This is a genomic window from Paenibacillus marchantiophytorum, from assembly GCF_014640555.1.
GTDB classification, from domain to species: Bacteria; Bacillota; Bacilli; order Paenibacillales; family NBRC-103111; genus Paenibacillus_E; species Paenibacillus_E marchantiophytorum.
Genome location: NZ_BMHE01000021.1, coordinates 61,352 through 88,112 on the forward strand (window position 1 = coordinate 61,352; position 26,761 = coordinate 88,112).

At 45.8% G+C, this 26,761-nt stretch carries 30 protein-coding genes; all 30 read left to right on the forward strand.

What is annotated here, in order from left to right:
• Positions 1–3 precede the first annotated feature (3 nt).
• A complete protein-coding gene (locus IEY34_RS19650) occupies positions 4–879 on the forward strand; it encodes a UbiA-like polyprenyltransferase (RefSeq protein WP_189014282.1) in 876 nt (291 codons plus the stop codon).
• On the forward strand, positions 876–1,487 hold the full coding sequence (locus IEY34_RS19655) for a UbiX family flavin prenyltransferase (protein ID WP_189014283.1): 612 nt from the start codon (positions 876–878) through the stop codon (positions 1,485–1,487). Before IEY34_RS19650 ends, IEY34_RS19655 begins: the two co-directional genes overlap by 4 nt.
• Entirely contained in the window at positions 1,468–2,331 is an 864-nt protein-coding gene (locus IEY34_RS19660; protein WP_189014284.1) for a menaquinone biosynthesis protein, read from the forward strand. The genes IEY34_RS19655 and IEY34_RS19660 overlap by 20 nt, the downstream gene beginning before the upstream one ends.
• On the forward strand, positions 2,328–3,305 hold the full coding sequence (locus IEY34_RS19665; protein WP_189014286.1) for a polyprenyl synthetase family protein: 978 nt from the start codon (positions 2,328–2,330) through the stop codon (positions 3,303–3,305). The genes IEY34_RS19660 and IEY34_RS19665 overlap by 4 nt, the downstream gene beginning before the upstream one ends.
• Positions 3,306–3,385: 80 nt before the next feature.
• Positions 3,386–3,829: a nucleoside-diphosphate kinase gene (ndk, locus tag IEY34_RS19670; protein WP_189014288.1), complete on the forward strand. Its 444-nt coding sequence runs from the start codon at positions 3,386–3,388 to the stop codon at positions 3,827–3,829.
• A 128-nt stretch (positions 3,830–3,957) separates the two neighbouring features.
• A complete protein-coding gene (locus IEY34_RS19675; RefSeq protein ID WP_189014290.1) occupies positions 3,958–4,740 on the forward strand; it encodes a CheR family methyltransferase in 783 nt (260 codons plus the stop codon).
• A gap of 133 nt (positions 4,741–4,873) precedes the next feature.
• A complete protein-coding gene (locus IEY34_RS19680; protein WP_189014291.1) occupies positions 4,874–5,038 on the forward strand; it encodes a hypothetical protein in 165 nt (54 codons plus the stop codon).
• A gap of 169 nt (positions 5,039–5,207) precedes the next feature.
• Entirely contained in the window at positions 5,208–6,371 is a 1,164-nt protein-coding gene (gene aroC / locus IEY34_RS19685) for a chorismate synthase (protein ID WP_189014293.1), read from the forward strand.
• Between the two features lies 1 nt (position 6,372).
• Positions 6,373–7,467: a 3-dehydroquinate synthase gene (aroB, locus tag IEY34_RS19690; protein ID WP_189014295.1), complete on the forward strand. Its 1,095-nt coding sequence runs from the start codon at positions 6,373–6,375 to the stop codon at positions 7,465–7,467.
• A gap of 3 nt (positions 7,468–7,470) precedes the next feature.
• Positions 7,471–7,857, forward strand: a complete 387-nt coding sequence (aroH, locus tag IEY34_RS19695) for a chorismate mutase (protein WP_189014297.1) — start codon at positions 7,471–7,473, stop codon at positions 7,855–7,857.
• A gap of 287 nt (positions 7,858–8,144) precedes the next feature.
• Entirely contained in the window at positions 8,145–9,692 is a 1,548-nt protein-coding gene (trpE, locus tag IEY34_RS19700; RefSeq protein ID WP_189014299.1) for an anthranilate synthase component I, read from the forward strand.
• Between the two features lie 29 nt (positions 9,693–9,721).
• Positions 9,722–10,762 carry an anthranilate phosphoribosyltransferase gene (gene trpD, locus IEY34_RS19705; RefSeq protein ID WP_189014301.1) on the forward strand — a complete coding sequence of 347 codons (1,041 nt, stop codon included), beginning with the start codon at positions 9,722–9,724 and terminating at the stop codon, positions 10,760–10,762.
• Positions 10,752–11,549, forward strand: a complete 798-nt coding sequence (trpC, locus tag IEY34_RS19710) for an indole-3-glycerol phosphate synthase TrpC (RefSeq protein WP_189014303.1) — start codon at positions 10,752–10,754, stop codon at positions 11,547–11,549. The genes trpD and trpC overlap by 11 nt, the downstream gene beginning before the upstream one ends.
• 24 nt (positions 11,550–11,573) lie before the next feature.
• A complete protein-coding gene (locus IEY34_RS19715; protein ID WP_189014305.1) occupies positions 11,574–12,272 on the forward strand; it encodes a phosphoribosylanthranilate isomerase in 699 nt (232 codons plus the stop codon).
• Positions 12,269–13,465 carry a tryptophan synthase subunit beta gene (trpB, locus tag IEY34_RS19720; RefSeq protein WP_189014307.1) on the forward strand — a complete coding sequence of 399 codons (1,197 nt, stop codon included), beginning with the start codon at positions 12,269–12,271 and terminating at the stop codon, positions 13,463–13,465. The genes IEY34_RS19715 and trpB overlap by 4 nt, the downstream gene beginning before the upstream one ends.
• A 3-nt stretch (positions 13,466–13,468) precedes the next feature.
• A complete protein-coding gene (gene trpA, locus IEY34_RS19725; protein WP_189014308.1) occupies positions 13,469–14,284 on the forward strand; it encodes a tryptophan synthase subunit alpha in 816 nt (271 codons plus the stop codon).
• A gap of 18 nt (positions 14,285–14,302) precedes the next feature.
• Positions 14,303–15,403, forward strand: coding sequence for a histidinol-phosphate transaminase (gene hisC / locus IEY34_RS19730; protein ID WP_189014310.1), 1,101 nt, complete (start codon positions 14,303–14,305; stop codon positions 15,401–15,403).
• Positions 15,404–15,426: 23 nt separating this feature from the next.
• Positions 15,427–16,515, forward strand: a complete 1,089-nt coding sequence (locus IEY34_RS19735; protein ID WP_189014312.1) for a prephenate dehydrogenase — start codon at positions 15,427–15,429, stop codon at positions 16,513–16,515.
• Between the two features lie 153 nt (positions 16,516–16,668).
• Complete coding sequence (locus IEY34_RS19740; RefSeq protein ID WP_189014314.1) at positions 16,669–17,541, forward strand: polysaccharide deacetylase family protein; 873 nt, start codon at positions 16,669–16,671, stop codon at positions 17,539–17,541.
• Positions 17,542–17,955: 414 nt separating this feature from the next.
• Positions 17,956–18,537 (forward strand): RNA polymerase sigma factor, encoded by a 582-nt coding sequence (locus IEY34_RS19745; RefSeq protein WP_189014316.1) that lies wholly within the window; start codon positions 17,956–17,958, stop codon positions 18,535–18,537.
• A 7-nt stretch (positions 18,538–18,544) separates the two neighbouring features.
• Entirely contained in the window at positions 18,545–19,174 is a 630-nt protein-coding gene (locus tag IEY34_RS19750) for an anti-sigma factor family protein (RefSeq protein WP_189014318.1), read from the forward strand.
• A gap of 50 nt (positions 19,175–19,224) precedes the next feature.
• Positions 19,225–19,806, forward strand: coding sequence for a histidine phosphatase family protein (locus IEY34_RS19755; RefSeq protein WP_189014320.1), 582 nt, complete (start codon positions 19,225–19,227; stop codon positions 19,804–19,806).
• A gap of 137 nt (positions 19,807–19,943) precedes the next feature.
• Positions 19,944–21,059 carry a hypothetical protein gene (locus IEY34_RS19760; protein WP_189014388.1) on the forward strand — a complete coding sequence of 372 codons (1,116 nt, stop codon included), beginning with the start codon at positions 19,944–19,946 and terminating at the stop codon, positions 21,057–21,059.
• Positions 21,060–21,275: 216 nt separating this feature from the next.
• Positions 21,276–21,464 carry an IDEAL domain-containing protein gene (locus IEY34_RS19765; protein ID WP_189014322.1) on the forward strand — a complete coding sequence of 63 codons (189 nt, stop codon included), beginning with the start codon at positions 21,276–21,278 and terminating at the stop codon, positions 21,462–21,464.
• Between the two features lie 606 nt (positions 21,465–22,070).
• Positions 22,071–23,096 (forward strand): LCP family protein, encoded by a 1,026-nt coding sequence (locus IEY34_RS19770; RefSeq protein ID WP_189014324.1) that lies wholly within the window; start codon positions 22,071–22,073, stop codon positions 23,094–23,096.
• A 70-nt stretch (positions 23,097–23,166) separates the two neighbouring features.
• The gene (locus IEY34_RS19775; protein ID WP_189014326.1) at positions 23,167–23,598 is read left to right on the forward strand and encodes a DUF2487 family protein; all 432 of its coding nucleotides are present in this window, start codon (positions 23,167–23,169) and stop codon (positions 23,596–23,598) included.
• Between the two features lie 282 nt (positions 23,599–23,880).
• Positions 23,881–24,426, forward strand: coding sequence for a QcrA and Rieske domain-containing protein (locus IEY34_RS19780; protein ID WP_189014328.1), 546 nt, complete (start codon positions 23,881–23,883; stop codon positions 24,424–24,426).
• Between the two features lie 17 nt (positions 24,427–24,443).
• Positions 24,444–25,115 carry a menaquinol-cytochrome c reductase cytochrome b subunit gene (gene qcrB / locus IEY34_RS19785; protein WP_028554311.1) on the forward strand — a complete coding sequence of 224 codons (672 nt, stop codon included), beginning with the start codon at positions 24,444–24,446 and terminating at the stop codon, positions 25,113–25,115.
• A gap of 20 nt (positions 25,116–25,135) precedes the next feature.
• Positions 25,136–26,026 carry a menaquinol-cytochrome c reductase cytochrome b/c subunit gene (locus tag IEY34_RS19790; protein ID WP_189014330.1) on the forward strand — a complete coding sequence of 297 codons (891 nt, stop codon included), beginning with the start codon at positions 25,136–25,138 and terminating at the stop codon, positions 26,024–26,026.
• A 111-nt stretch (positions 26,027–26,137) separates the two neighbouring features.
• Positions 26,138–26,752, forward strand: coding sequence for a DUF1405 domain-containing protein (locus IEY34_RS19795; RefSeq protein WP_229757732.1), 615 nt, complete (start codon positions 26,138–26,140; stop codon positions 26,750–26,752).
• Positions 26,753–26,761: the final 9 nt, after the last annotated feature.

The window sequence follows — 26,761 nt, forward strand, 5'->3', positions numbered from 1 at the left end:
CATATGCTTACTAAATTAAAAATCTTTTTGGAAATGATTAAATTCGAACACAGTATTTTTGCTTTACCATTCGCATTCATGGGAGCTATTCTCGGCTCCGTTGTATTAAATGGACATCTGCCCAGCTGGGCTCAAATTGGTTGGATCACGTTGGCAATGGTGGGGGCAAGAACGGCCGCGATGGCCTTGAATCGTGTGATTGACAAAGCAATTGACAAGAAGAATCCACGGACAGAAAATCGGGCAATTCCAGCAGGACTTATTTCGATTCAACAGGTTATTATTTATATCATCATCTCATTTGCCTTGCTTTTCTGGGCAACATCCAATTTAAGTGCTTTATCCATGAAGCTGCTGCCAATCGCAGTGTTTTTTCTTGTCTTTTATTCGTATACCAAACGCTTTACGTGGACATGCCACTTTTTCCTAGGTCTTACCTTGGGACTGGCGCCACTCGGCGGTTGGATTGCTGTTACGGGTCATTTCACGTGGTCCTCTTTCATTTTCTATTTGACAGTTGTATGTTGGAGTTCAGGGTTTGACTTGATTTATGCCTGTCAGGATGCTGAATTTGATAAGAAGGAAGGTCTGCACTCCTTGCCAAGTCGCTTTGGCATCAGAGCGGCCTTAAACACGGCGCGGATCTTACATGTTCTAACCGCAGTTGGCTTAGTCGCCTTGTTCTTTATTACTCATTTGAGTTGGTTCTATTTGATTGGTCTCGTTATTGCTTACGTGATTCTGTACAAGGAACACCGACTTGTTTCTCCACAAGATTTGTCCAAGCTGAATACAGCTTTTTTCACAATGAACGGAGTGTTAAGTCTGGTTATGTTCGCTTTCACTTTGATTGATGTGCTTGTAAGGCAGCATTCATGAGTGGGAATTGGGTCATCGGGATTACGGGCGCGAGCGGGGCTGCTTACGGTGTAAGGTTAATCCAAGTTCTCTTGGATCTGGGCATGCAGGTGCATGTGATCATTACAGAGGCTGGCTGGCGAGTCCTGCACGATGAACTAGATTGGCAAGTTACCAAACGCAAAGAAATGCTGCAGCAGCATTTTGGCAATCGACTAGGGGCATATGAGTTTCATCCGATTGCCGACATCGGGGCAAGTGTTGCGAGTGGTTCGTTTCGGACCAAAGGGATGGTAGTCATCCCTTGCTCCATGGGCACGTTGTCTGGCATTGCGCATGGTTCATCCGATAATTTACTCGAACGCACGGCCGATGTGATGTTAAAAGAAGGAAGAAAATTAATTCTGGTACCAAGGGAAACGCCCTTGCATGCCATTCATTTGGAAAACATGCTGACCTTGTCCAAAATGGGCGTACGCATGCTGCCGGCTATGCCCGCTTTCTATAATCGTCCGCGCTCCATCGAGGAGATGGTCGATTTTTTGGTGGGTAAAGTGTTGGACAGCATGGAAATCGAGCATTCCTTGTATCGGAGATGGGGAGAAGACCATGAGCAACCTAGACCCTAAAATACGCATAGGCCGGATTAATTACACGAATGTTTGGCCCATTTATTATTATTTTCCCGAATTGATGAACAGTACAGAAGTCGATATTATCGAACAGGTGCCAACTTCGTTGAATAAAGCTATGGCGGCAGGCAACATCGATATGGGGCCGATATCCTCTTTTGCTTATGGGGAATCTTTTGAGCAGTATCTTCTGTACCCAGATTTATCGGTTAGCGCATATGGAGAGGTGAACTCGATTCTGCTTTTCCATGAGAAGCCGCTGCGGGAGATTGCGAATGGCCGAATTGTACTGCCAACAACTTCGGCTACCTCTGTGAACCTGCTCAAGATTATTCTGGAAAAGTTCTACAAAGGGAAGCCAACTTACGAATATGCACAGCCCAACATTACTCAAATGATGAAAGAGGCAGATGCTGCTTTACTTATCGGTGATGATGCGATTAAGGAGAATTGGCGCAACACAGCGTATATGATTACCGATCTTGGGCAAGAATGGGCCAAATGGACTGGACAATGGATATCCTTCGCTGTGTGGGCGATCCGCAAGCAAACCGCGGAGCAATATCCGGAATTGGTAGCCGAAGCTTTCAATGCTTTCATGGCGAGCAAGGCCAAAGCTCATCTTAACCCGGATGAAATGATTCAAAAAGCGCAAAGTACGGTCGGCGGAACAGCTGAATATTGGCATCATTATTTTCATACGTTATGTTACGATTTCGGGACGGAACAATGGGAAGGACTTGCTACCTATTACAAGTACTGTTATGAGCTTGGTTTCCTGCCGAAGCCAGTAAGTATCTCTTTATGGTCAGAGAATAAAGTGGCACGGGTGACTGAATGAAAAATTTAATGGACATTTATACAAGAAAGAGAAAAGATATAGCAGCAATCGAAAAAGAACTCGAAGAAAGCGTCTATACGGAGTATTCGATGTTAAGAGAAACGTCCGTGCATTTATTGAAAGCAGGCGGCAAACGGATCCGCCCTGTTTTCGTCTTGTTATCTGGAGAGTTCGGGGACTATCAACTGCAAACGATGAAGCGGGTTGCCGTGCCGTTGGAATTGATTCACATGGCTTCCCTCGTTCATGACGATGTGATTGATGATGCGAATACTAGACGCGGACAGCTGACAGTCCGTTCCAAATGGGATAACCGGATTGCCATGTTTACGGGGGACTATATTTTTGCCAAAGCACTTGGCGTCATTACACAAATTCCTAAGCCTGCTGTTCATCAGATTATGTCCAAAGCCATTGTTGAGATGTCGATTGGAGAAATGGAACAAATTCGCTTCTTTTTTCATTCTGAACAAACCATCAGAGACTATTTATTGCGGATTAGACGTAAAACGGCTTTGTTAATTGCTATATCATGCCAATTAGGAGCCGTGGCTGCTGATGCGCCTGAATGGATCTGCAACAAGCTGTATTCCTTCGGTTACAATGCAGGCATGGCTTTTCAAATCCGCGATGATATTCTAGATTTGATCGGAACCGAGAAACAAATCGGCAAGCCTCCAGGCAGTGACGTAAAACAAGGGAATATAACGCTCCCCGTATTGATCGCTATGCAGGATCCAGCACTCAAGCCATTTATTTTAACCGAATTAGAACGCATACATAAGTTGGATGGGCAAACGGATGTTACTCGCTTCTTGGATGCGATCCGCAACAGCAAAGGAATTGAGCAAGCGGAGGCGCTTTCGCAGAAGTACATTGATAAAGCGATTGCCGCACTAGATTTGCTGCCGAATACGCAAGCCAAGAAAGATTTGATTGAAATCGCCCATTTCTTTGGCAACCGTTCTTATTAGTCAGACCGTTGACGATTTGAGTAATGCAGCCAAAAAGTGTAAAGTAGTGGTAAATACTTAGCTAAGGAGGAAGTCCTTATATGGAAAAAACGTTTTTGATGGTTAAACCAGATGGTGTACAGCGCGGTCTTATCGGTGAAATCGTAAAACGCTTCGAACAGAAGGGTTTTCAACTCGTAGGTAGCAAACTGACGGTTGTTACAAGGGAGCAAGCAGAGTTCCATTACGCCGAGCATAAAGGGAAAGATTTCTACGAAAGACTGGTGAACTTCATCACATCCGGACCGGTTTTTGCAATGGTGTGGGAAGGCGATCAAGTGATTCCACTATCGCGCACAGTGATTGGCAAAACCAATTCATTGGAAGCTGCTCCTGGAACAATTCGCGGTGATTATGCGGTACATACGAATTTCAATCTGATTCATGGGTCGGATTCCCCGGAAAGCGCTGAGCGTGAAATCGGCAACTTTTTTCAGCCGGACGAGCTACTTACATACAGCAAAGTGATTCAACAATGGATTTAATAGGAGTAAAGAACTAAGAATCTGGCATCTTTTTGGATGCAGGTTCTTTTTTTGTCGTTTCGTGAAGGATTCTAGGAGTCGCCTACAGAATGTTATGGAAGAGAATATGACCGAGGTGGGTGGACAACATGGAAGATCAAGATTTTTTGTTATTTATAAAAAAAGTAAAAGAACATACGTCCATTGATCTAGCCCTATACAAGGAAGCGCAGATGAAAAGACGATTGACCACATTGCGGATGAAACGCGGATACGATACCTTCGTCAGCTTCTTCGATGCGATGATGAAAAATAAAGAGTTATTTTATGAATTCCTGGATCGCATGACCATCAATGTCTCGGAGTTCTGGCGCAATCCGAATCGTTGGGAATTGGTTGAACAGAAATTTGTTCCGGATATGTTGAAGAAGAACCGTCGGTTGAAAGTATGGAGCGCCGCTTGTTCAACAGGGGAAGAACCTTATACGCTGGCTATGATCATGGCAGAGCAAGGGGCACTGAATGAAGTTCAACTGCTTGCCACAGATATTGATGACGGGGCACTGGAGAAAGCGCGCAAAGGGGTATACCTGGATCGCTCTTTAAGAGATGTTCCGGACAAATATGTGAAGAAATATTTCCGTCAAGATCAACTGATGTACCATATTACAGATGATTTGAAGAAATCGGTTAAATTTCAGAAGCAGAATTTGCTCGTCGATACCTTTGATGCTGGGTTCGACCTCATCGTTTGCCGGAATGTAATTATTTATTTCACAGAAGAAGCCAAGCATGTCCTGTATCAAAAGTTTTCCAAAGCACTTAAACCAGGCGGGTTATTGTTCGTGGGTTCAACAGAGCAAATCTTTTCACCCGCGCAATACGATCTGGAACCAGCAGATACTTTCTTTTATCGCAAGAAGGGTGTATAAGATCTTCCATATCTTCCAATACTAAGAGTAACAAAGTCTAAGCTTATCCTGATGCAACAAGTAATTCTAGAAGAACATCAGCTAAGTTTACGGTATCGTTATTTGCTGAGGCAGAAACTCTTAGGGGGCTCATATGGACAAACGCAAGGTGATCACCGCTTATCGCAGGGGAATGATTTCTATTCAGGAGTGTGCGCAAATTTTGGGCGTCGATTCGTCACAGATTACGGGATTGATGAATGATCCCCAGATGGCAGAACTTCCAAGAGTTGTCCAAAAGCAGCCGATGCTCGGATAATAGAGCTCCTGATCAGATGTTGACACGCTTACGCTAAAGGGATTTTACCTTAGATGCGAGGCGTGTTTTTTGCGTTTGTGCTGTTGCCAAACCTCAGTAGCTATACTATAATGACAAAAGGTAATCGCGCGTCAAAGCGCTAAAGTGTTGGATACGGGGGGAACGGATAGTGAGATATTTAACAGCAGGTGAAACGCATGGACCGCAGCTTACTGCGATTATTGAAGGGTTTCCGAGCAATGTAACCCTTAACTTTGAAGATCTTAATTTTCAACTACATAGACGTCAAAAGGGGTATGGTCGCGGCCGTCGGATGCAGATTGAAAAAGATACAGCGACGATTGCAGGCGGTGTGCGCCATGGCAAAACAACTGGAGCTCCAATTGCCCTTGTTGTTGTTAATAACGATTGGAAACATTGGACAACCGTAATGGGCATTGAGCCTGTTGAAGAGGACAACGAAGGCAAACGTCGTGTTAATCGTCCTCGTCCTGGTCATGCCGATTTGAACGGCGGTCTTAAATATAATCAAAAGGATCTACGCAACATTCTGGAGCGTTCAAGCGCGCGGGAAACGACTATGCGTGTAGCAACGGGAGCGGTTGCACGTCAATTGCTTGCTGAGTTCGGGATTAAAGTCGCAGGACAAGTGATTCGAATTGGCGATGTTGAAGTTAAGCGTCAAGAGCTTCCTGTTGATGAGCTTATTCGCCTTACAGAAGAATCGCCAGTACGCGTTGTGGATAAAGAAGCAGAAGCTCAAATGATCGCGGCTATTGACGCAGCCAAAGAAGATGGCGATACACTTGGCGGAATTGTTGAAGTTATCATTGAGGGTGTACCTGTAGGTCTTGGCAGCCATGTGCAATGGGATCGCAAATTGGACGGTAAAATCGCACAAGCCGTACTTTCGATCCAAGCTTTCAAAGGTGTTGAATTTGGAATTGGCTTCGAAGCGGCTGAACGCAGAGGCTCCAATGTGCATGATGAAATTTTGTACACGCAGGAAGAGGGCTTTAGACGTAGAACGAACCGCGCAGGCGGTTTCGAAGGCGGTATGACGACTGGCGAGCAAATTATCGTTCGCGGTGTAATGAAACCTATCTCAACGCTCTACAAACCGCTGCAAAGCGTAGACATCGATACGAAGGAAGTCTTCACTGCTCAAGTGGAACGTTCCGATACCTGTGCGGTGCCGGCTGCAGGCGTCATTATGGAAAATGTCATCGCATGGGAAGTTGCGAATGCGTTCTTGGACAAATTCGGCGGCGACTCCATCGAGGAAATTCGTGCGAACTTGACGAACTTCCTAGCTCAAGTGGAGAGCTATTAATATGAGAGAACTCACGGTAGAACTTGGCGAAAGGTCCTATCCGATTTATATTGGTCAAGGGATTATTAACCAAATCGTTGCATACTTCGACCGTGCGAAGCTTAGCCGCAAGTCGCCACTGCTCATCGTGACCGATGAGACTGTGGCTCCTCTGCACTTGGAGCGCGTCTTGACGCTGCTCCGCGAAGGCGGCTTCGCGGTTACAGCCTGCGTCGTCCCGGCAGGCGAAACATCCAAGTCCCTCGCGCAGCTCGAGGGAATCATCACAGCCGCCCTCCAGGCGGGCCTTGATCGCAGTTCGGCGATCTTGGCCCTGGGCGGAGGCGTGGTCGGCGATCTCGCCGGCTTCGCCGCGGCGAGCTTCATGCGCGGGGTCCGCTTCGTGCAGATCCCGACGACGATCCTTGCCCACGACAGCTCTGTCGGAGGCAAGGTGGCAGTGAACCATCCGATGGCGAAGAACATCATCGGGGCGTTTCACCAGCCCGAACTCGTGCTGTTCGACATCGAATTGTTGTTAACCCTGCCGCCCCGCGAAGTAAAAGCGGGACTATCGGAAGTGATCAAGCATGGTTTGATTTGGGACGCGGAATTCACGCAGTGGTGCGCTGATCATGCAGATGAGCTGCTTGACCTTGATCCGGATGCGCTGAGTTATGCGCTATACATAGGTTGTAAAGTGAAATCGATCGTGGTGTCTCAAGATGAGCGAGAAAACGATCTGCGTGCGATCCTCAATCTAGGACATACGATTGGGCATGCGCTGGAAGCTGTTGCTGGTTATGGGGAATTGCTGCATGGCGAGGCCATCGCGATTGGGATGGTTGGCGCAGCCAAGCTCGCTCAGCAGTTCGGATACGGGGAAGAAATCCACAAAGTAACCAAAGATATGTTCCAAAAGTATGGCTTGCCAGTTCGCATACCTGCTCATTTGGATACAGACAGCATTATGAGCGCTATGACGCATGATAAGAAATTCAAAGAAGGCACGATGGTTTATATTATTCCGACGGAAATCGGTAAAGTGGAAATCCGCAAGGATGTTACCGTTCATCAAGTCAGAGAAATTGTCGAGCTTCTAAAAGAGGAGAGTTAGTTCATGTTCTTGAGGGGAATTCGTGGTGCGACGACGGTTGAACATAATGAAGCAGAAGAAATTTTAACGGCTACCGGAGAATTGCTGCGTGCTATTGTAGAAGCCAATGATTTTCATCCGGAAGATATTTGTTCCGTATTCATTACGGTGACTCAGGATATTACAGCAACGTTCCCAGCGCGCGCGATTCGTACGTTGGATGGTTGGGAATTAGTTCCACTCATGTGTTCACTTGAGGTACCGGTTGAGAATTCATTGCCCAAATGCATTCGTTTAATGGTGCAGGTCAACACAACGAAAAGCCAAGCCGAAATCAACCATGTTTATTTAAAGGAAGCTAAGGCATTAAGACCTGATATTGTTAAATTGACAAATGAAGCAACACGGTAGTATAGTGGAATTAGTTGAGTTGAGGCAAGTAGAGCAGAGTTTAGTCGAGTAGAGCTGAGCCCAGATGAGCTGAGAAAAGGTAACAGAGGTATGTATAGGTGGATTGCGACTCCCAGGGAGCCGTCTATTTCTTCATACATAGCCATGTCTTCTTTTTTCATATTCTTCTTGATCTTCTACTGTAACTAAAGTCAACCTCTACTCCGGTAGAGGTTTTTTTGATTCACCAAATAGAGGGATGAGCACCGCAAAGACGAGCTGCTCGTAAGCTGAGAGGGGATGTTTCCATGTATACACCTGAAATTCAAGAAGTGATTCGTTTAGCCAAAAATTATAATCTCATTCCGGTTGTGCGCCATTTATTAGCGGATACCGAAACGCCGATACGTGTTTTTCAACATCTGTATCAAGAAAAGCGAGCATTTCTATTGGAAAGTGTAGAGGGCGGCGTCAAATGGGCTCGTTATTCCTTCATCGGCAGCGATCCCTTCTTAATGATTAAGGCGAAGCATGGAAAAACGATGATTGAAACTCACACGGAGAATAAGATTACCGATGAGAAGCCCATCGACGTGTTGAAAGCTTACTTGCGTTCGTATTCCAGTCCGCAGCTAGCGGACTTGCCGAGGTTTACGGGTGGTGCTGTCGGCTTTTTCGGATACGATTTACTGCAATATTATGAGAAACTGCCCGCGCATCAGATTGATGATTTGCAGATGAACGATATCCAATTCATGTTCTGTGATCAAGTCGTCGTATTCGATCATTTCAAGCAGCAGATTAAGGTTATCTCCAACGTACATGTGCCGCAGTTTGCAACGGATGCTGACATCGTCAATGCTTACCAAGCGACTTGCGCCAAAATCGATGCTACAATTGAGAAAATTAAGCGTCCGCTGAGCTATGACACGATGACTCATAATCCGATCGTCAGCGAACCGGATCTCGGCGAAATTCGTTCTAATATTACCAAAGAGAAATACATCGCAAATGTAAACAAAGCCAAAGAATATATTCGTGCAGGCGATATTTTTCAAGTGGTGCTATCGCAGCGTTTTGAGATTGAAACGAGTGTTTCACCGCTGCAAGTGTATCGTGTGCTTCGCACTATGAATCCTTCGCCTTACATGTATGTGCTCAAAATGGATGACGAAGTTATCGTAGGCACATCGCCAGAGCTGCTGGTGCGTGTCGAAGAGGATAAGGTTGAAACGCGGCCGATCGCTGGCACCCGGCCGAGAGGCAAGACGCCTGCTGAGGATTTAGCTCTGGAACATGAGCTGCTTGCCGATGAGAAAGAGCGTGCGGAGCATTTGATGCTGGTTGACTTGGGACGGAATGATATCGGTCGTGTTTCCGAATTCGGGACAGTGAAATGCGATACTTTTATGGATATTGAACGCTACTCGCACGTCATGCACATCGTTTCCAATGTAACGGGTAAAATTGCCAAAGATAAAGATTTCTTCGATGCTTTTCTATCCTGCATGCCTGCGGGGACAGTTTCTGGAGCTCCCAAGCTGCGAGCTATGGAGATTATTGCTGAATTGGAGCCAGAGTCCCGCGGTTCATACGCCGGAGCGATCGGCTATCTAGGGTTTTCAGGGAATATGGACACCTGCATCACGATCCGTACGATTATTTTCAAGAATGGCAAAGCTTACGTTCAAGCTGGGGCTGGCATTGTCTGGGATTCGGTTCCTGAAAGTGAGTACCAAGAAACGGTGAATAAAGCGACTGCATTGCTCAAATCAATTCGGATGGCTGAGGCCATGTTCAGTCCTGAACCAAAGCCGGTTAGTGATATTAACAAGGATTACTTTGTTAACTCTTAAGGGAGTAGAAACATAGGAGGAATAGAGTCATGAGTGGACTTATTCATATACAGCAAGCGATCGGGAAAGTGATTGGCGGCAGCCATCTCTCCCGTGAAGAGGCGCGCAGCGTCATGTCCGAGATTATGGACGGAGCAGCTACGCCAGCGCAAATCGGCAGTTTGTTGACTGCGCTGCGCATCAAAGGCGAAACACTGGAAGAGATCACTGGATTTGCGGAAACGATGCGCAGCAAAGCGATGCAAGTCAACGTGCTGCAAAGCGATCTGCTCGACACGTGCGGGACGGGCGGAGATGGGGCAGAAACGTTTAATATTTCAACGACAGCAGCGATTGTAGCTTCAGCAGGCGGCATACGTGTAGCGAAGCATGGCAACCGTGCCATGTCGAGCAAAAGCGGCAGCGCGGACGTTCTGGAAGCGCTTGGCGTGAAGATCACATTAAGCGGTGAGCAGGCAGCCAAATGCTTGGACAGAACCGGCATCTGCTTCATGTTCGCTCAAGCTTATCATCAGTCCATGAAGCATGTGGCCGCGCCGCGCCGCGAACTGGGATTCCGGACTGTGTTCAATCTGCTGGGTCCCTTGACGAACCCGGCAGGCGCGGACCGTCAGGTTCTGGGCGTGTTTGACAGCACGAAAACCGAATTGATTGCGCAGGCACTGCAAGCCCTAGGCTTAAAACGTGCATTGGTTGTCGCCAGTGAGGATGGTTTGGACGAATTCAGTATTTCGGCACCTACCAAAGTGACGGAACTGAAAGCGGATGTGATCACGACATACCAAATTACGCCGGATGATCTTGGCTTGCGCGCGCACAGCATCAAAGATGTGATGGGTGGAGATGCTTTGTTGAATGCTGAAATCATTCGTCATATTTTCGCTGGTGAAAAAGGACCTCATCGTGATATCGTACTTGCGAATGCTGCCGCATGCTTCTATGTAACCGGTCATGTAGGAACCCTGCAGCAAGGTGTGAAGTTGGCCGCGAATGTGATTGACTCCGGAAGCGCTGAACAGAAACTGAATGACTTAATCCAATATACAGGAGAACTATGCCATGTTTCTTGATAAAATTGTTGCGACGAAATTAGCCGAGGTTGAAGCGATGAGCAGTTTCTCCATCAAGGAGGCGGAGAAGCTCATTGCCGAGCTTCCTCCTTGCTTAGGTTTCGAGCGAGCTTTGACTACACGCAAAAACCGCGCTATGGGTCTTATTGCAGAAGTGAAAAAGGCTTCACCGTCCAAAGGATTGATTCGTGAAGACTTCGATCCCGTAGGATTGGCAAAGTCGTATGAACTCGCAGGAGCGGATTGCATTTCGGTGCTGACGGATGTGTCCTATTTTCAAGGCAGCAACGCGTATTTGCAGGCCGTTCGGCAAGCTGTGAATGTGCCGCTGCTGCGTAAGGATTTCACGATTGATCCCAAGCAAATTTATGAAGCTCGTCTGATCGGAGCGGATGCCATTTTGCTCATTGCGGCCATCTTAACGACAGATCAAATGAAGCAGTACTTGCAATTGGCCAGCGACCTAGGCCTCGACGCGCTTGTTGAAGTTCATGATCGTGAAGAATTAGAACGTGCGCTTGAACTAGATACGCAGCTGATTGGTGTGAATAACCGGAATCTCAAAACATTTGTGACGGATCTGCACACAACGGAAGAACTGATTCAGTTTGTTCCTCCTGGCAAGACGGTCGTTAGTGAGAGTGGCATTTCAACTGTGCAGGATATGGCTTATTTGCAGCAGATTGGCTCCAAAGCCGTGTTGATTGGAGAGCACTTTATGCGTCAGCCGAGCGTAGAACAGGCTGTGAACGATTTGATGGGTGAGCGGGCTCAGCAAGCGAACTAGATCGAGTGGAAAGAGGCGAATCGTATGGCCGTGAAGACGGTTCCGAGCGTAAAAATTTGTGGACTTCAAAGCGTTGAAGTGTTAAAATCAATCGTGCATTTGCCGATAGCTCATATCGGTTTTGTTTTTGCACCAAGCAAGCGGCAAGTAACCGCTGAGAAGGCGCAAGAATTGATTTCTTACTTGAAATCAGAAGCAATGAATGGTGTGCCGATCCCGTTAACGGTAGGCGTTTTCGTGAATCCGAGCGAAGAACAGCTAACACAAATTCTAGCTGTAGCCCCTCTGGATGTCGTTCAACTGCACAGCAAGGAAACGCCGGCATTTTGCCGCTGGGTGCGTGAACAATTTCATGTGAAAGTGTTCAAATCCGTTTCGATATCGAAGTCGGACAATCGAATCCCGCTGCTGGCCGACGTGTCTGCTCAGCTTGATCCCTACATCGGGACCGTTGATGCTGTTCTGCTGGATACGTTTGATCCCATTTATGGTGGCGGCTCCGGCACTTCGTTTGCTTGGGACTGTATTCCTGTGTATCAGGAATGGGCTCGAAAGGCGCAAGTACAACTGCTTGTTGCAGGCGGTTTGCAGCCTGATAATGTGAATGAATTAGTGTCGGCCTATCAGCCCGACGGCGTGGATGTATCGAGCGGCGTTGAGACGGATGGTGTGAAAGATATTGCGAAAATTACCGCATTTGTGGAAAGGGTGAACCGAAAGTGACGCAAGTACCTGACCAGCATGGCAGATTCGGCAAGTTCGGCGGCCGTTATGTACCGGAAACATTGATGAATGCATTGACCGAGCTTGAAGAAGCTTATAACCAATATAAAGATGATCCTGAATTCGTGGCAGAGGTCCGTTACTTGCAAAAGCAATATTCAGGTCGTCCTACACCGCTTTACTATGCGGAACGACTTACTGAGCTTTTGGGCGGCGCCAAAATTTATTTGAAGCGCGAAGACTTGAATCATACCGGTGCTCACAAAATCAACAATACCATCGGACAAGCGGTTCTCGCTAAGCGGATGGGGAAGAAAAAAATCATTGCCGAAACAGGAGCAGGCCAGCACGGCGTTGCTTCAGCTACGGTGGCTGCTTTAATGGGCTTTGAATGCAAGGTTTTCATGGGCGAAGAGGATACCAAACGTCAGCAGTTGAATGTTTTCCGCATGAAGCTGCTAGGCTCAGAGGTTATCCCAGTTACTTCAGGAACTCGTACCCTGAAAGATGCTTGCAACGAAACGCTGCGTTATTGGGTCAGCAATGTACAGGATACGTATTATATCCTGGGTTCGGTTACAGGACCTCATCCATATCCGATGATGGTGCGTGATTTTCAACGTGTTATTGGTGATGAATCTCGTGAACAAATTCTTGAAATTGAAGGCAGACTGCCTGATGCGGTTATCGCCTGTGTAGGCGGGGGCAGCAATGCGATGGGGATTTTCTATCCATTCGTGCAGGATGAGTCGGTCCAATTAATCGGCGTTGAAGCAGCGGGTCTCGGCGTGGATACGGAAGAGCATGCGGCAACGATGACGAAGGGAACACCAGGTGTGTTCCAAGGTTCCTTGAGTTATTTGCTCCAAGATGAATATGGGCAAGTACTGCCTGCGCATTCGATCTCGGCTGGATTGGATTATCCAGGTATCGGACCCGAGCACTCCTATCTGAAGGATATTGAGCGAGCGACGTATTATCCGATTACGGACCAGGAAGCGCTGGATGCCCTGCAATTGCTAAGCCGTACCGAAGGGATTATTCCTGCCCTGGAAAGTGCTCACGCCATTGCCCAAACGGTGAAGCTGGCCCCTACGATGTCTAAGGATGAAATTATTGTCGTCAGTCTGTCTGGACGCGGCGATAAAGACGTTGAATCCATTATGAGTTACCTTGATAAGGGGAGGAGCTAGAAGATGAACCGTATTGATCAACGCTTTGCCGAACTGAAAGAGCGCGGAGAGACGGCTTTGATTCCTTTCCTGACGATAGGAGATCCTTCCGTAGAAGCTTCTCTAGAGCTAATTCTAGAGATGGAGCGCGCTGGCGCAGACTTAATCGAGCTAGGAGTTCCCTATTCGGATCCTCTGGCAGACGGTCCTGTCATTCAACGTTCTTCCGAACGCGCGCTGAAACGCAAAATCACTATCTTTGACGTAATTGATGTAGCTCGTAAAGCCAGAAGCAGAGGTTCAAAGCTGCCTTTTATCTTATTTACTTATTACAACCCGGTTCTGCAACTTGGGCTTGAACGTATGTTCAAAACGATGCAAGAAAATGAAATCAGCGGTATTATTATTCCAGATCTTCCGTTAGAGGAAGATAGTGAGACCAGAGCCATCGCTGATGCCTATAATGTTCATTTGATTCCGCTAGTTGCTCCTACTTCGAATGAGCGTGTCAAACGAATCGCGGCAGAAGCACGAGGGTTCGTTTACTGTGTGTCATCGTTGGGTGTAACGGGCGAACGCGCAGAATTTTTTGGCGGCATCGAGGATTTCCTATCAACGGTGAGGGAAGCAGCGAGCGTGCCGATTGTCGTCGGCTTCGGGATTTCGAATCGCGAGCAGGTAGAACGTTTTGAGAAACTGTGTGACGGCGTTGTCGTAGGAAGTGCGATTGTGCGAACCATTGAGGGATCATTGTCTCATTTGGAAAGCGATGCTGCGCACCCGGAAGGCCTCTTGCAAATTCGCAACTTTGTGGGAAAATTAAAGGGTTCGGACAACTAATTGACGAGGTGACAAGCTATGAAACCGAAACAAACGATTGTACATTTACCGGTTTACCAACCAGGTAAGCCAATTGAAGAAGTGAAACGAGAGTTAGGTCTGACTGAAGTCGTTAAATTGGCATCCAACGAGAATCCTTTCGGTTCTTCGCCCAAAGTGAAAGCAGCCTTGGAAGCGGAAATCGCTAATATCAGTCTTTATCCTGACGGTGGCGCTGTTCAGTTAACAGATGCGGTTGCGAAGTCACTCGGTGTGGAAACCAATCAAGTGATTTTTGGCGCAGGTTCTGACGAAGTTATTCTGATGTTGGCTCGCGCCTTCCTCGTGCAAGGCGATGAGACCGTTATGGCATCACATACATTTCCACAATATAAGCACAACTGTGAGATTGAGGGAGCTGTGTCGATCGAAGTTCCTTTGATCGATGGCACTCATGATCTTGATGGCATGCTGGCGGCTATCACGGAGAAAACCAAAATCGTTTGGATTTGTAATCCCAACAATCCGACAGGAACGATGAATACAGATGCTGAAATCGAAGCGTTTTTAGCCAAAGTTCCTGCCCATGTTTTGGTTGTTTTGGATGAAGCTTATTGTGAGTACAACACAACGGGCGAATTCCCGGATAGCATTAAGCTTATCGCCCAGTACCGCAACGTCATTGCACTGCGTACTTTTTCCAAAATCTATGGATTGGCTTCACTGCGTGTCGGCTATGGGATCGGTCACCCGGATGTTATTCGTTCGATTAATCAAGTTCGCGAACCGTTTAATACATCGCGCTTTGCCCAAGCAGCGGCATTGGCAGCTATTCAAGATCAAGATTTCATTACCAGTTGCCGGGAAGCCAATACGGCCGGACTGCAGTACTTGAATGAGCAATTTGCAGCATTGAAGTTACAGGCATTTCCAGCTCATGGCAACTTTATTATGGTGGATGTGGGTCGCCCTGCTGCGGAAGTGTTCAATGGCTTGCTGCGCAGAGGCATCATTATTCGCGGGGGGCATATGCTGGGGTTCCCAACTTCGATTCGAGTAACGATTGGTTCCCGCGAGCAAAATGAAAAGTTCATCACAGCGCTTAAGCAAGTACTTGCTGAGGTTGCTGTTCAAGCCTAATTCAAATCACAAAGGTTGATTTCATGACAAAAATTGCGATTTTCGGGGTCGGGCTCATCGGTGGCTCGCTTGCCCTCTGTTATAAAGGAAAGCCAGGATTTACTGTCGTCGGTCATTCGCCCAATCCTAAGTCAGTTGAGAAGCTTCTCAAGAGGAATGTTGTCGATATCGCGACTACCAACATGGCTGAAGCAGTAGTAGACGCTGACTACATATTTCTATGCGTACCTGTCGGTATGCTGGAAGACTATGTTCGGCAGCTTGTTGAGCTGCCCCTCAAGCCAGGTTGTATCATTACGGACGTGGGGAGTACCAAAGCCTCCGTAACGGAAAGCTCTGCCAAGATTGTAAAGGAAAATATTTATTTTATTGGCGGTCACCCAATGGCCGGTTCTGAACGCCATGGGGTAGAGGCGGCTTCCTCGCATCTATTCGAGAATGCATTCTATGTATTGACACCTGCGGAGGGGACACCTGAAGCTGAGGTTGACCGTCTGACGGAACTGTTAAGAATTACAAAGGCGCAGATCGTCCGTGTCGGCGCCAGGGAACATGATGATATTGTCGGCGCCATCAGTCATTTGCCGCATATTATCGCGGTCGCCCTGGTGAATCAAGTCAGAGGATATAACGAAACGAATCCGCTTTATCAGAATTTGGCTGCCGGCGGATTTCGCGATATCACGCGTATTGCCTCCAGTGAGCCGATGATCTGGCGGGATATCCTGGTCAACAATCGGGAGGTCCTGTTGAGGCTTCTGAAGGATTGGCATCTAGAAATCGCGCAATTTGTTCAGTTGCTGGAAGCTGGAGACGGTGATGGCATAGCTGAGCACTTCCGTTTAGCAGGTGAATTCAGAAGTCAATTGCCGGAACGAAGAAAAGGTATGATTACGTCCTTATTTGATATCTATGTGGATATTCCGGATCACCCTGGGATTATCGGCCAAATTACGACATTGCTTGGGAATGCTCGCATTAATTTGAGCAACATTCAGATTATTGAAAGCCGCGAAGATGTTCCTGGGGTTTTACGTCTTTCTTTTCGCAATCAAGAGGATGCGGATCGCGCTTCAGCGCTGCTTGGGCAGCAATATGCTGTACATGTGTAAGGTCAGAAAAAAAACTGGATTTCTCCTCCGATTTGAGTTCTAAAGGAGAGGAAATCTCAGTTTTTTTTATTTATATGAACTTGATTTTCAAAAAAATAGTCTCATGCTATAATGACATCTGTTGTTATATTTTTGTATGGTGGGGCGACGTCGATGAGAATCTGGATGATGTGGAAAAGTTTGTTTATTGCAATTCTGCTTTTTATTAATTTTTTTCCTTCTTTCGTGAGCGCTGATAAAGTGATGTATACGAATGAAGTCGCAGTACTGGTGTACCACCACATCGATGACCAAGTTCAAGGCCCCGTGACCATTTCGACGAAGCTATTCGAGAAACAAATGGAGGCTATGCTTAGGCAGGGGTATCGCTTTATTACGATGGATCAGTTCAAGAAGTTTATGTCGGAGAAGGCAGACGTCCCAGACAACGCCGTGCTGGTTACATTTGACGACGGTTACGAAAGTTTCTACACCAAGGCTTTTCCGATACTTAAGAAAATGCGAATTCCGGCCGTGAATTTCGTCATTACGAAAGGATTGGAAGATCCGAAAGGAACATTGCTTGCTTCTTTATCCAGGGATGAGATTAAACAGATGAGAAAAGAGTTCTCAGGTGTTGATTTTCAACTTCACTCTGATCAGATGCATGCGATGAAAGACGGCAAACCCTTGTTGTCGAATAAAATTACAACCAATGGTGTAACAGAAACGGATAATGACTTTAAACAAAGAGTTATCAATGATACAAGAAAATGCATGACGAAAATTAGAGATATTAACGGGGCGAAGTCGGTTGATTCCTACGCTTATCCTTTTGGCAGCTTTGATGACCAAACGATTTCATTTCTGCATGAAGCTGGCGTCAAATTCGCTTTCACGACGAAAGCTGGGATGACCAATGTAGAAACCGATCCCATGCAAGTTCCACGGATCAATGCGGGCAGTCCCTATATTCGGCCGCTCTCCATCAACAATTTGATTAAGCAAGCATTGAGGCATCAAATACCGGATCTTACTAAAAATTAAACACGTAGTAAACGTTTTCAAAAAAACGTTGACAAAATGAAACCGTATACATATAATAAAAGTACAGTATGGTTTCTCTCCACTCCTATCCGATAATGGCACTATAAGTGCAACCGCCAATTTGGCGGTTTTTTTTTGTTCACATATACCATATTTTTGGGATTTTATTATATAATAGGAAAGACGCATTGTTGTGTTTAGCTGACAAAAACACAATTATGAACTTTATCCAACAATTTGTCGAATGGAGCAGGAATTTAGGGTGCCCATCCCGAAGCATTTAAAGGGCAAATTGTATTCTTTTATTCGCACATAAAGTTTTTACAAATAACCGCAACTTTTCACTCCAACCTCAGTACAACATGTATGAGGAGATGGAGTGGTGCCTGGGTCCGGTAGGAGGGTCGCCACGTAATGACCGATTCCCAATTGATCAGAGAAATCAAGGATGGAAATGTTCAATTATATAATGAACTTATGCGTCGTTACGAGCGTAAAATCCTTGCATTTATCTTTCATATGCTCAAAAGTACACAGATGGAGGCGATTGCCGAAGATCTGTGTAATGAAACATTTTATAAAGCGTATCGCAGTTTGCATTCCTTCCGAGAAATTGAAGCCTCGTTTTCAACTTGGCTGTACACGATTGCTCGAAATACGGTTTTGAGCGAGCTGCGCAAAAATAAAAGTGTTCAAGTTTCTTTGGAGCAGAGTGGTCTGACGCCACACGCATCGTTCGATGCGATGCCTGAGCAAGCTATGCTCCGCAATGAGAAAGTGTCCATGGTTCGCGACGCAATTAATAGTTTACCGGAGAAACAACGGTCAGCTCTAATTCTTAGAGAATACGATCAGATGGATTATCAAGAAATCGCCAATATACTAGGTCAAACTGTAAGCTCAGTGAAGTCACTTTTATTTCGAGCAAGAGCCTCCGTTAAATTACAGTTAGATCCCTATTTTAGTGAACCGATATTCGAAGAGTCGAAGGGATGAAAGTGCGATGAAGTGTAGTGAAATCCAGGAGTTGTTTGGAGTCTATTGGGATCTGCCGAATAATGACCTGAGAAGGGCCGCGGTAGATGCGCATATAGCGACCTGTACCGAATGTGCGGAAGAATTTCAAATATGGGAAGAAAGTACTATGCTTATACGCACAGCAACGATCGAAAGTGATTTAGCTGACTACGAACCGATGGTTTCGAGTAAGGTAATGAATCGCATATACGAGGATGAATCGTGGCGCATGCCGGTTTCGGAGCGTATCTATGCGATATCATATAAGCTGCGTAGAAATCTTACAGCAGTCATTGCCTTTTGCTTAGCTTTGTTTGTATTTAGCTTCCTGTTCGCTGTTGTGTATGATGGAACACCTCAGTCTTCCATCGCTGCGGCGGATAATTCGCTTTTTGATATGCAAGCGCCACAAGCTTTGAAATCGACGACTACGGAATCGATGAATGGCCATAAGATGGGTGATGCCGTAGCAAGTCTGAATCCGAGCTTTATGGAGCCTTTGCGCTTCCATGTAGGTCCCATTCATTCCTATCCGCATTATATGCTCGTAGTTTCGCTGTTAGGATTGATTGCGACCATTATTATTATGAATTGGTTGTCACGAACGAAAGCATAATGCTCCGAGAGGGGCATTTTTCATTTTAACTGGTGATGGAGGATCGAGAGATGACTACGATTGGATTTATTCGGCATGGCAGTACAGAGTGGAATCGTCTTGGCAAGCTGCAAGGGCAGCTGGACACCGATTTAACCGAGGAAGGACAAGAACAAGCCAGGTTGTTAGGCGTGCGTTTAGCGCAGGAAGCCTGGGACGGGATCATTAGCAGTGACTTGACCCGGGCAAGAGAAACCGGGGAAATTGTCTCGAAGCTATCGGGCATCCCGTTCCTAAGGACGGATAAGCGCCTAAGAGAACGTAGATATGGCCAGGCCGAAGGAACTACTGTCGCAGAGAGAGAAGAGCGCTGGGGACCCGATTGGAAGCTTCAGGAACTAGGTCAAGAGTCCGATGATGACTTGTGGGCGAGATGGTCAGAACTAGAAGCAGAATTGCTGAAGGACTATCCGGATAAGAACATCTTGCTTATTTCGCATGGCGGGTTTATTGTTCAGGTGCTTAGAGTTTTACGAATGGACAGTGAGGATTATCTCCAGAACACTTCGCTCACGATTCTCTTGAGACGAGAAACAGGCTGGGAATTACAACTGTATAACTGTTTGAATCATCTGCAATCTGTTACGGAATAAGGTTGACTTACTAGCATGGCTCATCTTTTGAGTCATGTTTTTTTATTGGCTTTGGAATATTTTCGGGAAAAAATCCCATAATGGTTACTAGAAACCATGGAGCTATAGGCTTCTTAATTGGGGGTTGTAGGATGAAAATGAACCTAGCGGATATGCTCAGCTACGCTGATATTCATGATTTAGGTCGAATTGCTCATACCTATGAATGCCAATGCAACGGCCATTCGAAGAATGAGTTAATTCAATCGATTCTTAGTACAGCGCTGCGCAGAGAAGTTTTTGAGAAGCATATTCAAAGCCTCAACTTGGAAGATATTCGATTCTTGAATTCTCTTCTGAGCGATCCACGCAATGCCTTCAGTATCGAAGAGCTGATTGCTAGAGTTCAACAATCGCGATTCCAGAAAGAAGAATTGGGTGATTGGAATCCGCGGGATATGGTTGTGAAATTCAAGAAGTTGGGATGGCTGTTTAATGGCTATTCCCAGCAAACGAAGTTTTTGTTCCACATGCCCGAAGACTTGAAGCGTAAATTTAGTGAAGCTTTGGCAAGGCAGTTCAAACAAAGTTTGAAGAAAACTGCTGAGCCTAGTGTTTATCGCGATGAGCAGCAGCTTATCATCGATGATATCTATCACTTTTTGACGTATGTGGCGGGCCAACCGGAAATACCGCTGACCGCTGAGGGTGCTATGTACAAAAGGCAGCTGCAGCAACTATTGGACAGATTATCTGTACAGGAAGAATTGGTTTCCAAAGGGACCTGGAGATTCGGCTATGGACGGTTGTTTAAGGAATACCCGAACCGATTTTCATTCATCTATGATTATTGCTTTTACAGACAATTAATAACGGAGCATAACCACGTATTGCATCTGACCGATGAAGGGAAATCCCGGATCGGCGAGGGAAAGAAAGAAAATCTAGCAGATGTGTACAAGTTTTGGCTGCGTCTCTACAAGAATCCAATACCCAATATTCAAAGTATGGCGGGATGGGTGGAACGTCTGGGCAGCGAGTGGGTTACCTTGCAGACCTTGGCTGAAGTGCTCTGTCCATTGGTAAAACCTTTCTATTATGATACCTCAGCGTCTATCGTGGAGCAGCGTATCCTGCAAATGATGATGCATTTGGGTTTGATCCGAATCGGAGAAGATCTGTCGGACGGCACCGTTATTCAGGTTTCAAAACTTGGAAGCAAGGTGATTCAAGGGACGTTGGTAGCCGAAGAGGACAAGGTTGCCCTTTTTTAGCGTGAACGATGATGCAGCATCTCTATTTGATTCATTAGTGGGTAAAGGCACATTCCTCAGGAATCGGGCTATTGAAGGAAGCGTTGAAGATCAGATTGAATATGATGAAGTAGGAGCCTTACACAGGGGATGCGATGCACCAAGGTGGAAATTCAACATGTTTTTGCGAAAGAGAAGCTCCTGACAAACCGCGGACAACATTTGGAGGTAGGTCTCATGGGAAAAATGAATGTATCTAACAACGCGCTGCTGGCACTTTTCGCGGAAATGGTTTGGGATAATGCCATTCGCAAATATAAAGAAGAAAATCTTTATAAAGAGATTGATCGCGCTTTGGCCAAAGGAGATCAAACGAAGTTTCTTGCGCTTACATCAGAACTCAAAAGCTTACAATCATCCGGATAGCAGCCAATAGAGAAGACATGTGAGATTGATCACGTGTCTTTTTTTGATCCAGCTCAGATATGGCATAAAGATACGTCCCGTAGTCGGAGATTGACTCTAGTCTCCAGGCTTGGGTTGTAGGTCATCCCATCGCGAAGGAGTGGTTCGATGAGATGAGAACAAGGTAGCTGTGAACGTACTTATGCGTTCGAATTGCTGCTGATTTGGATTGTGTCATGATCGCGAGTTTGAGGGAACAACAGTACGCTATAATTCTGAAAACCGTCATATTCCACGCCAGAGGGAACTACGATCCGCTATGTCACCATTTCCCGGTTGGAATCAGCAGTTTCCGCTGAAATAGCGGAGCTCAGTTCCCTTTCATGCTACGTTTACCCCAGTTCCCGCCATATAGAGGATCATAGTTCCTTTTCACACGACGCTCACTGTCATTGCAAAGCCCAAACGGAACTAGGATGGGCTATATTGTTGAAAATCGTTATGAAGACGCTCATCTCTCAGGGCTGCAAAGCCGCTTTTCTTATCTAATTTATTATAGAAAGAACTAAATTGGTTTCCCATGCGTCTTTTATATAAGCTTAATTTCTATACATAAGGAGAAAACGGATGAAACTAACAATGGGAAGTTCCAGAAAAAGAAAATGGATAACCGCTGGTGTAACTGCAAGCTTACTGGTTGCAGGTTCTTTAGCCATATATGCTGCATTTTTGACCAATAAAATCAATCAAACCCTTGATCATATCGCAGCGCCCGAAACATCAACTATATCTAGCATCAATGTGAATGCCCAACCTCTGAGCAAGGAGATCGCTATGGTTCAAAAGCCGCTGACATTTCTGCTTACAGCAGTTGATGAACGTGAAGGAAGCGAAGGTTCGCTAAATACGGACGTGATGATGCTCGCTCGGGTCGATCCTCAGACTCATCAAGGGACCGTTGTCTCGATTCCGCGGGATTTGGAGATCGAAGCGCAAAAGTCGGGGCTTGACGATTCGCACAAGGCGAACTATTTTTATGCTTATTATTACAATAAAGATAAGACGACAGCACTTAGAGAGACGAAACAATTATACAGCCGTGTTTATGATATTCCGATCGATTATATGGCGGTCATTAATTTCGATGGCTTTCGCAAACTGATTGATCAATTCGGTGGTATGAAGGTAAATGTGGATATGGATATGCGATACGAAGATGAGAGTGACGGTACGAATATACATTTGAATAAAGGTGAACAACTGCTGAATGGCAAACAAGTTCTCGATTTCATCCGGTATCGCAAATCAAATTTAGGGACTGCCGAGTCCTCGGACACCGTTAGAAATCAAAGAGAACAGTTCGTTCTTAATGGATTGCTTGATAAATTAACCTCACTGAACGGAATCACAGCATGGAGCGGTGTTCTCGATATTATTGGTAGCTCGATTAAAACGGATATTCCTGCTGACGAGCTGCGGACAATGACCAAATCGTACCGTGAATTAAAGCCGGCAACGGTGCAATACATCCATTTCGAAGGCGAGTGGGAGAGTCCATATTTGGTCGTGAAGGAGCAGGATTTGAACGAAGCGCTTCATGCTTTGCGCGGTCAAAACGCTCTTTCAATTGACAGTCAGGTAAGGACGGATTAAAGTACAAGATGAGATTCAAGATATTACATAGCATGCCCCTTTTTGGCAAACGATAGGGAGGTAAGACGTTTTGAAGTTTGATGAAGTTCCCGCGAAAGACTGGATTGATTTGAAACCGTATTTAGATACTTGCTTGCTGCCTGTTTCAGGGTTGAGCGGATTCGAAGATCCCATGCAGGTAACCGAAAGATTGCAGCATTTGCGCGATGCGTTGGAAGCGATTGAGATTCCCTATAAAGGAAGAGTCGTGACCTATCCTGCGGTGCATTATGTAACGGGTGTCCAGATCAAAGATCAGTTGGATGCCGTCTCGCTGCATTTGAAAAGAATGGGTTTCCGTTATGTCATTGTTCTTACCGTACATAAAGAAGCGACGCAATGGAAAGCAGACGAAACAGATTTATTCATTGCGGTCGATATGGATCGCTGGGCAACGGAGTCCGAGCAGATTAAATCCAGTATTTCTAAGCAAGTTCAGCACTTGTGGCAGCGCAGTGATTAACTTTAACTGCTAAGCGTATTATTGGAAAAAAAATTGCGCAGGATAAGGGGAGCAGCGGTGTACAACCGCGGTCAAAAAGTTGTGACAATTTCGTTAAAATTTGTTCAAAGGCCAAGATTTCATTCGACTAAAAGGAGTTATGGATTCTTGACGACCTAGTAGTCCTAGGCTATTATTAGTAATGTCCTAGTTATGTAGTGTAATGTCGAACGACACGTGATAGAGGTAACTGATGTCCGGGAGGGTTCGGATATCGGCCAATGTAGGAGGGTAGACCTGAGAATGAGTGATCATAACAATCACAATGAAGAACAGCATGGGAAGAAGCCCGGGACCAAACGCGAAATGTCTCGTCGACAATTTCTTTCTTACACCCTTGGTGGCGCTGGAGGATTCATGGGAGCTGGTATCATTATACCGATGATACGGTTTGCTGTAGATCCTGTCCTTCAAAAGAAGAGTGCTTCAGACTGGGTTAAAGTTGTCGAAGAAAGTAAAATTACAAATGTTCCACAAGCGTTTACGTTCCAAGTCCATCAAGTTGATGGTTGGTACGAAAGCGATGCTGAACTGGTTGCATGGATCTCCAAAGACAGCGGCGGCAAGCTCTTTGCGTTGAATCCAACCTGTAAGCATCTTGGATGTACAGTCAACTGGAACGACAATCCTGCCTACAAAGATCAGTATTTCTGTCCTTGTCACGGTGCTCACTATACGCAAGATGGTAAAAACCTTGCAGTAGCGCCTAAGCCATTGGATGAATATACGACCAAAGTAGAAAATGGTTTCGTTTATGTGGGACAACTACATGCCAACACAAGAGTATAAGGAGGCGTCAGCATCAGATGTTTAAAAACGTATACAACTGGATTGACGAACGTCTTGATATTACGCCAATGTGGAGGGATGTAGCAGACCACGAGGTTCCAGAGCACGTTAACCCTGCTCATCATTTTTCCGCTTTCGTATATTGTTTCGGCGGATTGACGTTTTTCATTACAGTCATTCAAATTTTGTCAGGTATGTTCTTAACGATGTATTACACACCTGATATTATCAACGCTTATGCGAGCGTTGACTACTTACAGCATAAAGTAGCTTTCGGTGTTATCGTCAGAGGTATGCACCACTGGGGAGCGAGCTTAGTAATCGTAATGATGTTCTTACATACCCTGCGCGTGTTCTTCACCGGTTCTTATAAAGCACCTCGTGAAATGAACTGGGTTGTAGGCATGTTGATATTCTTCGTTATGTTAGGTCTTGGTTTTACCGGATACCTGCTTCCATGGGATAACAAAGCGTACTTCGCTACGCAAGTAGGTATGAAGATCGCAGCATCGGTGCCGTTCGCGGGACCTTACATTGAAACATTGCTGCAAGGTGGAAGCATCGTTGGTGCGCAAACATTGACTCGTTTCTTCGCTATCCACGTATTCTTCCTACCCGGCGTTCTGCTAGCTTTGCTTGCTGGACATTTCTTCATGATTCGCAAACAAGGTATTTCAGGACCGCTATAATTGAAGGAGGGGCAAATAGCGTGGCGCATGGTCATAAGTCTGACGAAAAAATCGTTTATGTGGGAGATTCCCGCGTAATTAAAAAAACACAAGAGCAACGACTGATTCCTAGAGATTATTCTGCATATCCGGGGAAATCAGAAGCGTTCGTACCAAACTTCTTGTTGAAAGAATGGATGGTTGGTGTCGTTGTATTGGTCGGTATGCTAGTACTGGTCATGTCCGATCCAGCTCCGCTAGGTTATCCTGCGGATCCTAAGAACACAGCGTTCATTCCGATGCCGGATTGGTATTTCTTATTCATGTATCAATTGCTGAAATACCCATATACATCTGGTGATTATGTTGTACTGGGTGCGGTTGTTGTTCCTGGTCTATTGTTCGGCGGTTTGCTGCTTGCTCCATTCTTGGATACGGGCAAAGAACGTCGTTTCTACAGAAGACCGATTGCTTCAAGTCTAATGATTCTATCTTTGGTAGCATGTACATACTTGACTTACACGTCATGGTCGCATTATCAAGTAGAATTGAAAGAGAAAAACATCGTTCCAGAGCACATCAAGCGTGAGGAAGAAATGCACGCTAACAAAGGTGCTGCTGCTGGCGGCGGCGCTTCCAAAGATACGAAAAAAGGTGCAGCAATCGTTGCAGCTGATGATCCAGGCGCTGAAATTTACAAGAAAGCTACTTGCTTATCTTGTCATGGAGCGGGACTTAAAGGGATGCCGGCTTCAGGTGTACCAGCCCTTCTGGGTGTAGGTGACAAGCATTCCCAAGAGGAGATTCTTGGAATTATCAAAAATGGTAAGGGTAACATGGGTAAACAATACCAAGCTAACCTTGACAAAGGTTTATCAGATGCCGATGTCACGAAGCTTGCAGAATGGCTATCCAAACAAAAAGCCCAATAATATGGGAAACCTGATCGCGTTAAGCGGTCAGGTTTTTTTAAATCAATAAGAGGAGGAGCATACGCACAGATGGGGTTATCTGCCAGCTATTTTTGGAGCAAGGATTTTCTATTGAGTAAAAAAATATTGTGGCTGCTGTTCATTTCTAACTTTCTTGGAACCGTATATGGTTATGAATGGTATTGGATTCAAATGACGAATACCATTGCCGAGAAACCGTTCTGGTACGTATATTTTGTGCCTGACAGCCCTACTGCCAGTCTCTTTTTTACCTTATCTGTTGGTTATTTGCTTCTGGATCACACTTCAATTAAACAATCTGGCAAATTATATCAAGCCATTAGAGGCTTTATCGAAGCTTTCGCATTAATTACTTCTTTTAAATATGGCATTTGGGCCGTTACAATGATTTGGGCTGGAGCTTGGCAAGGCGTCGCGGTAGGTTGGGATGGCTGGATGTTAACGAGCTCACATTTGGCAATGGCTTTGGAAGCGTTACTATTTGTACGTTGGTACCGTTACAGAGTTGGAGCGATCGTGTTGGTTGCGGCATGGACGTTCTGGAATGATTTCATGGATTATGAAAGAGGGGTTTTCCCAAGTTTGCCGAGCGTCTTGGTGGATAACTTCTATCGGACCATCGAAGCCTTCACCATTGGCTTGAGCGTTGTAGCCATTCTGATTGCTGTTTACTGCTTAATCGTGCGGCGAAAAACAAGTTCATAATTACTTGAT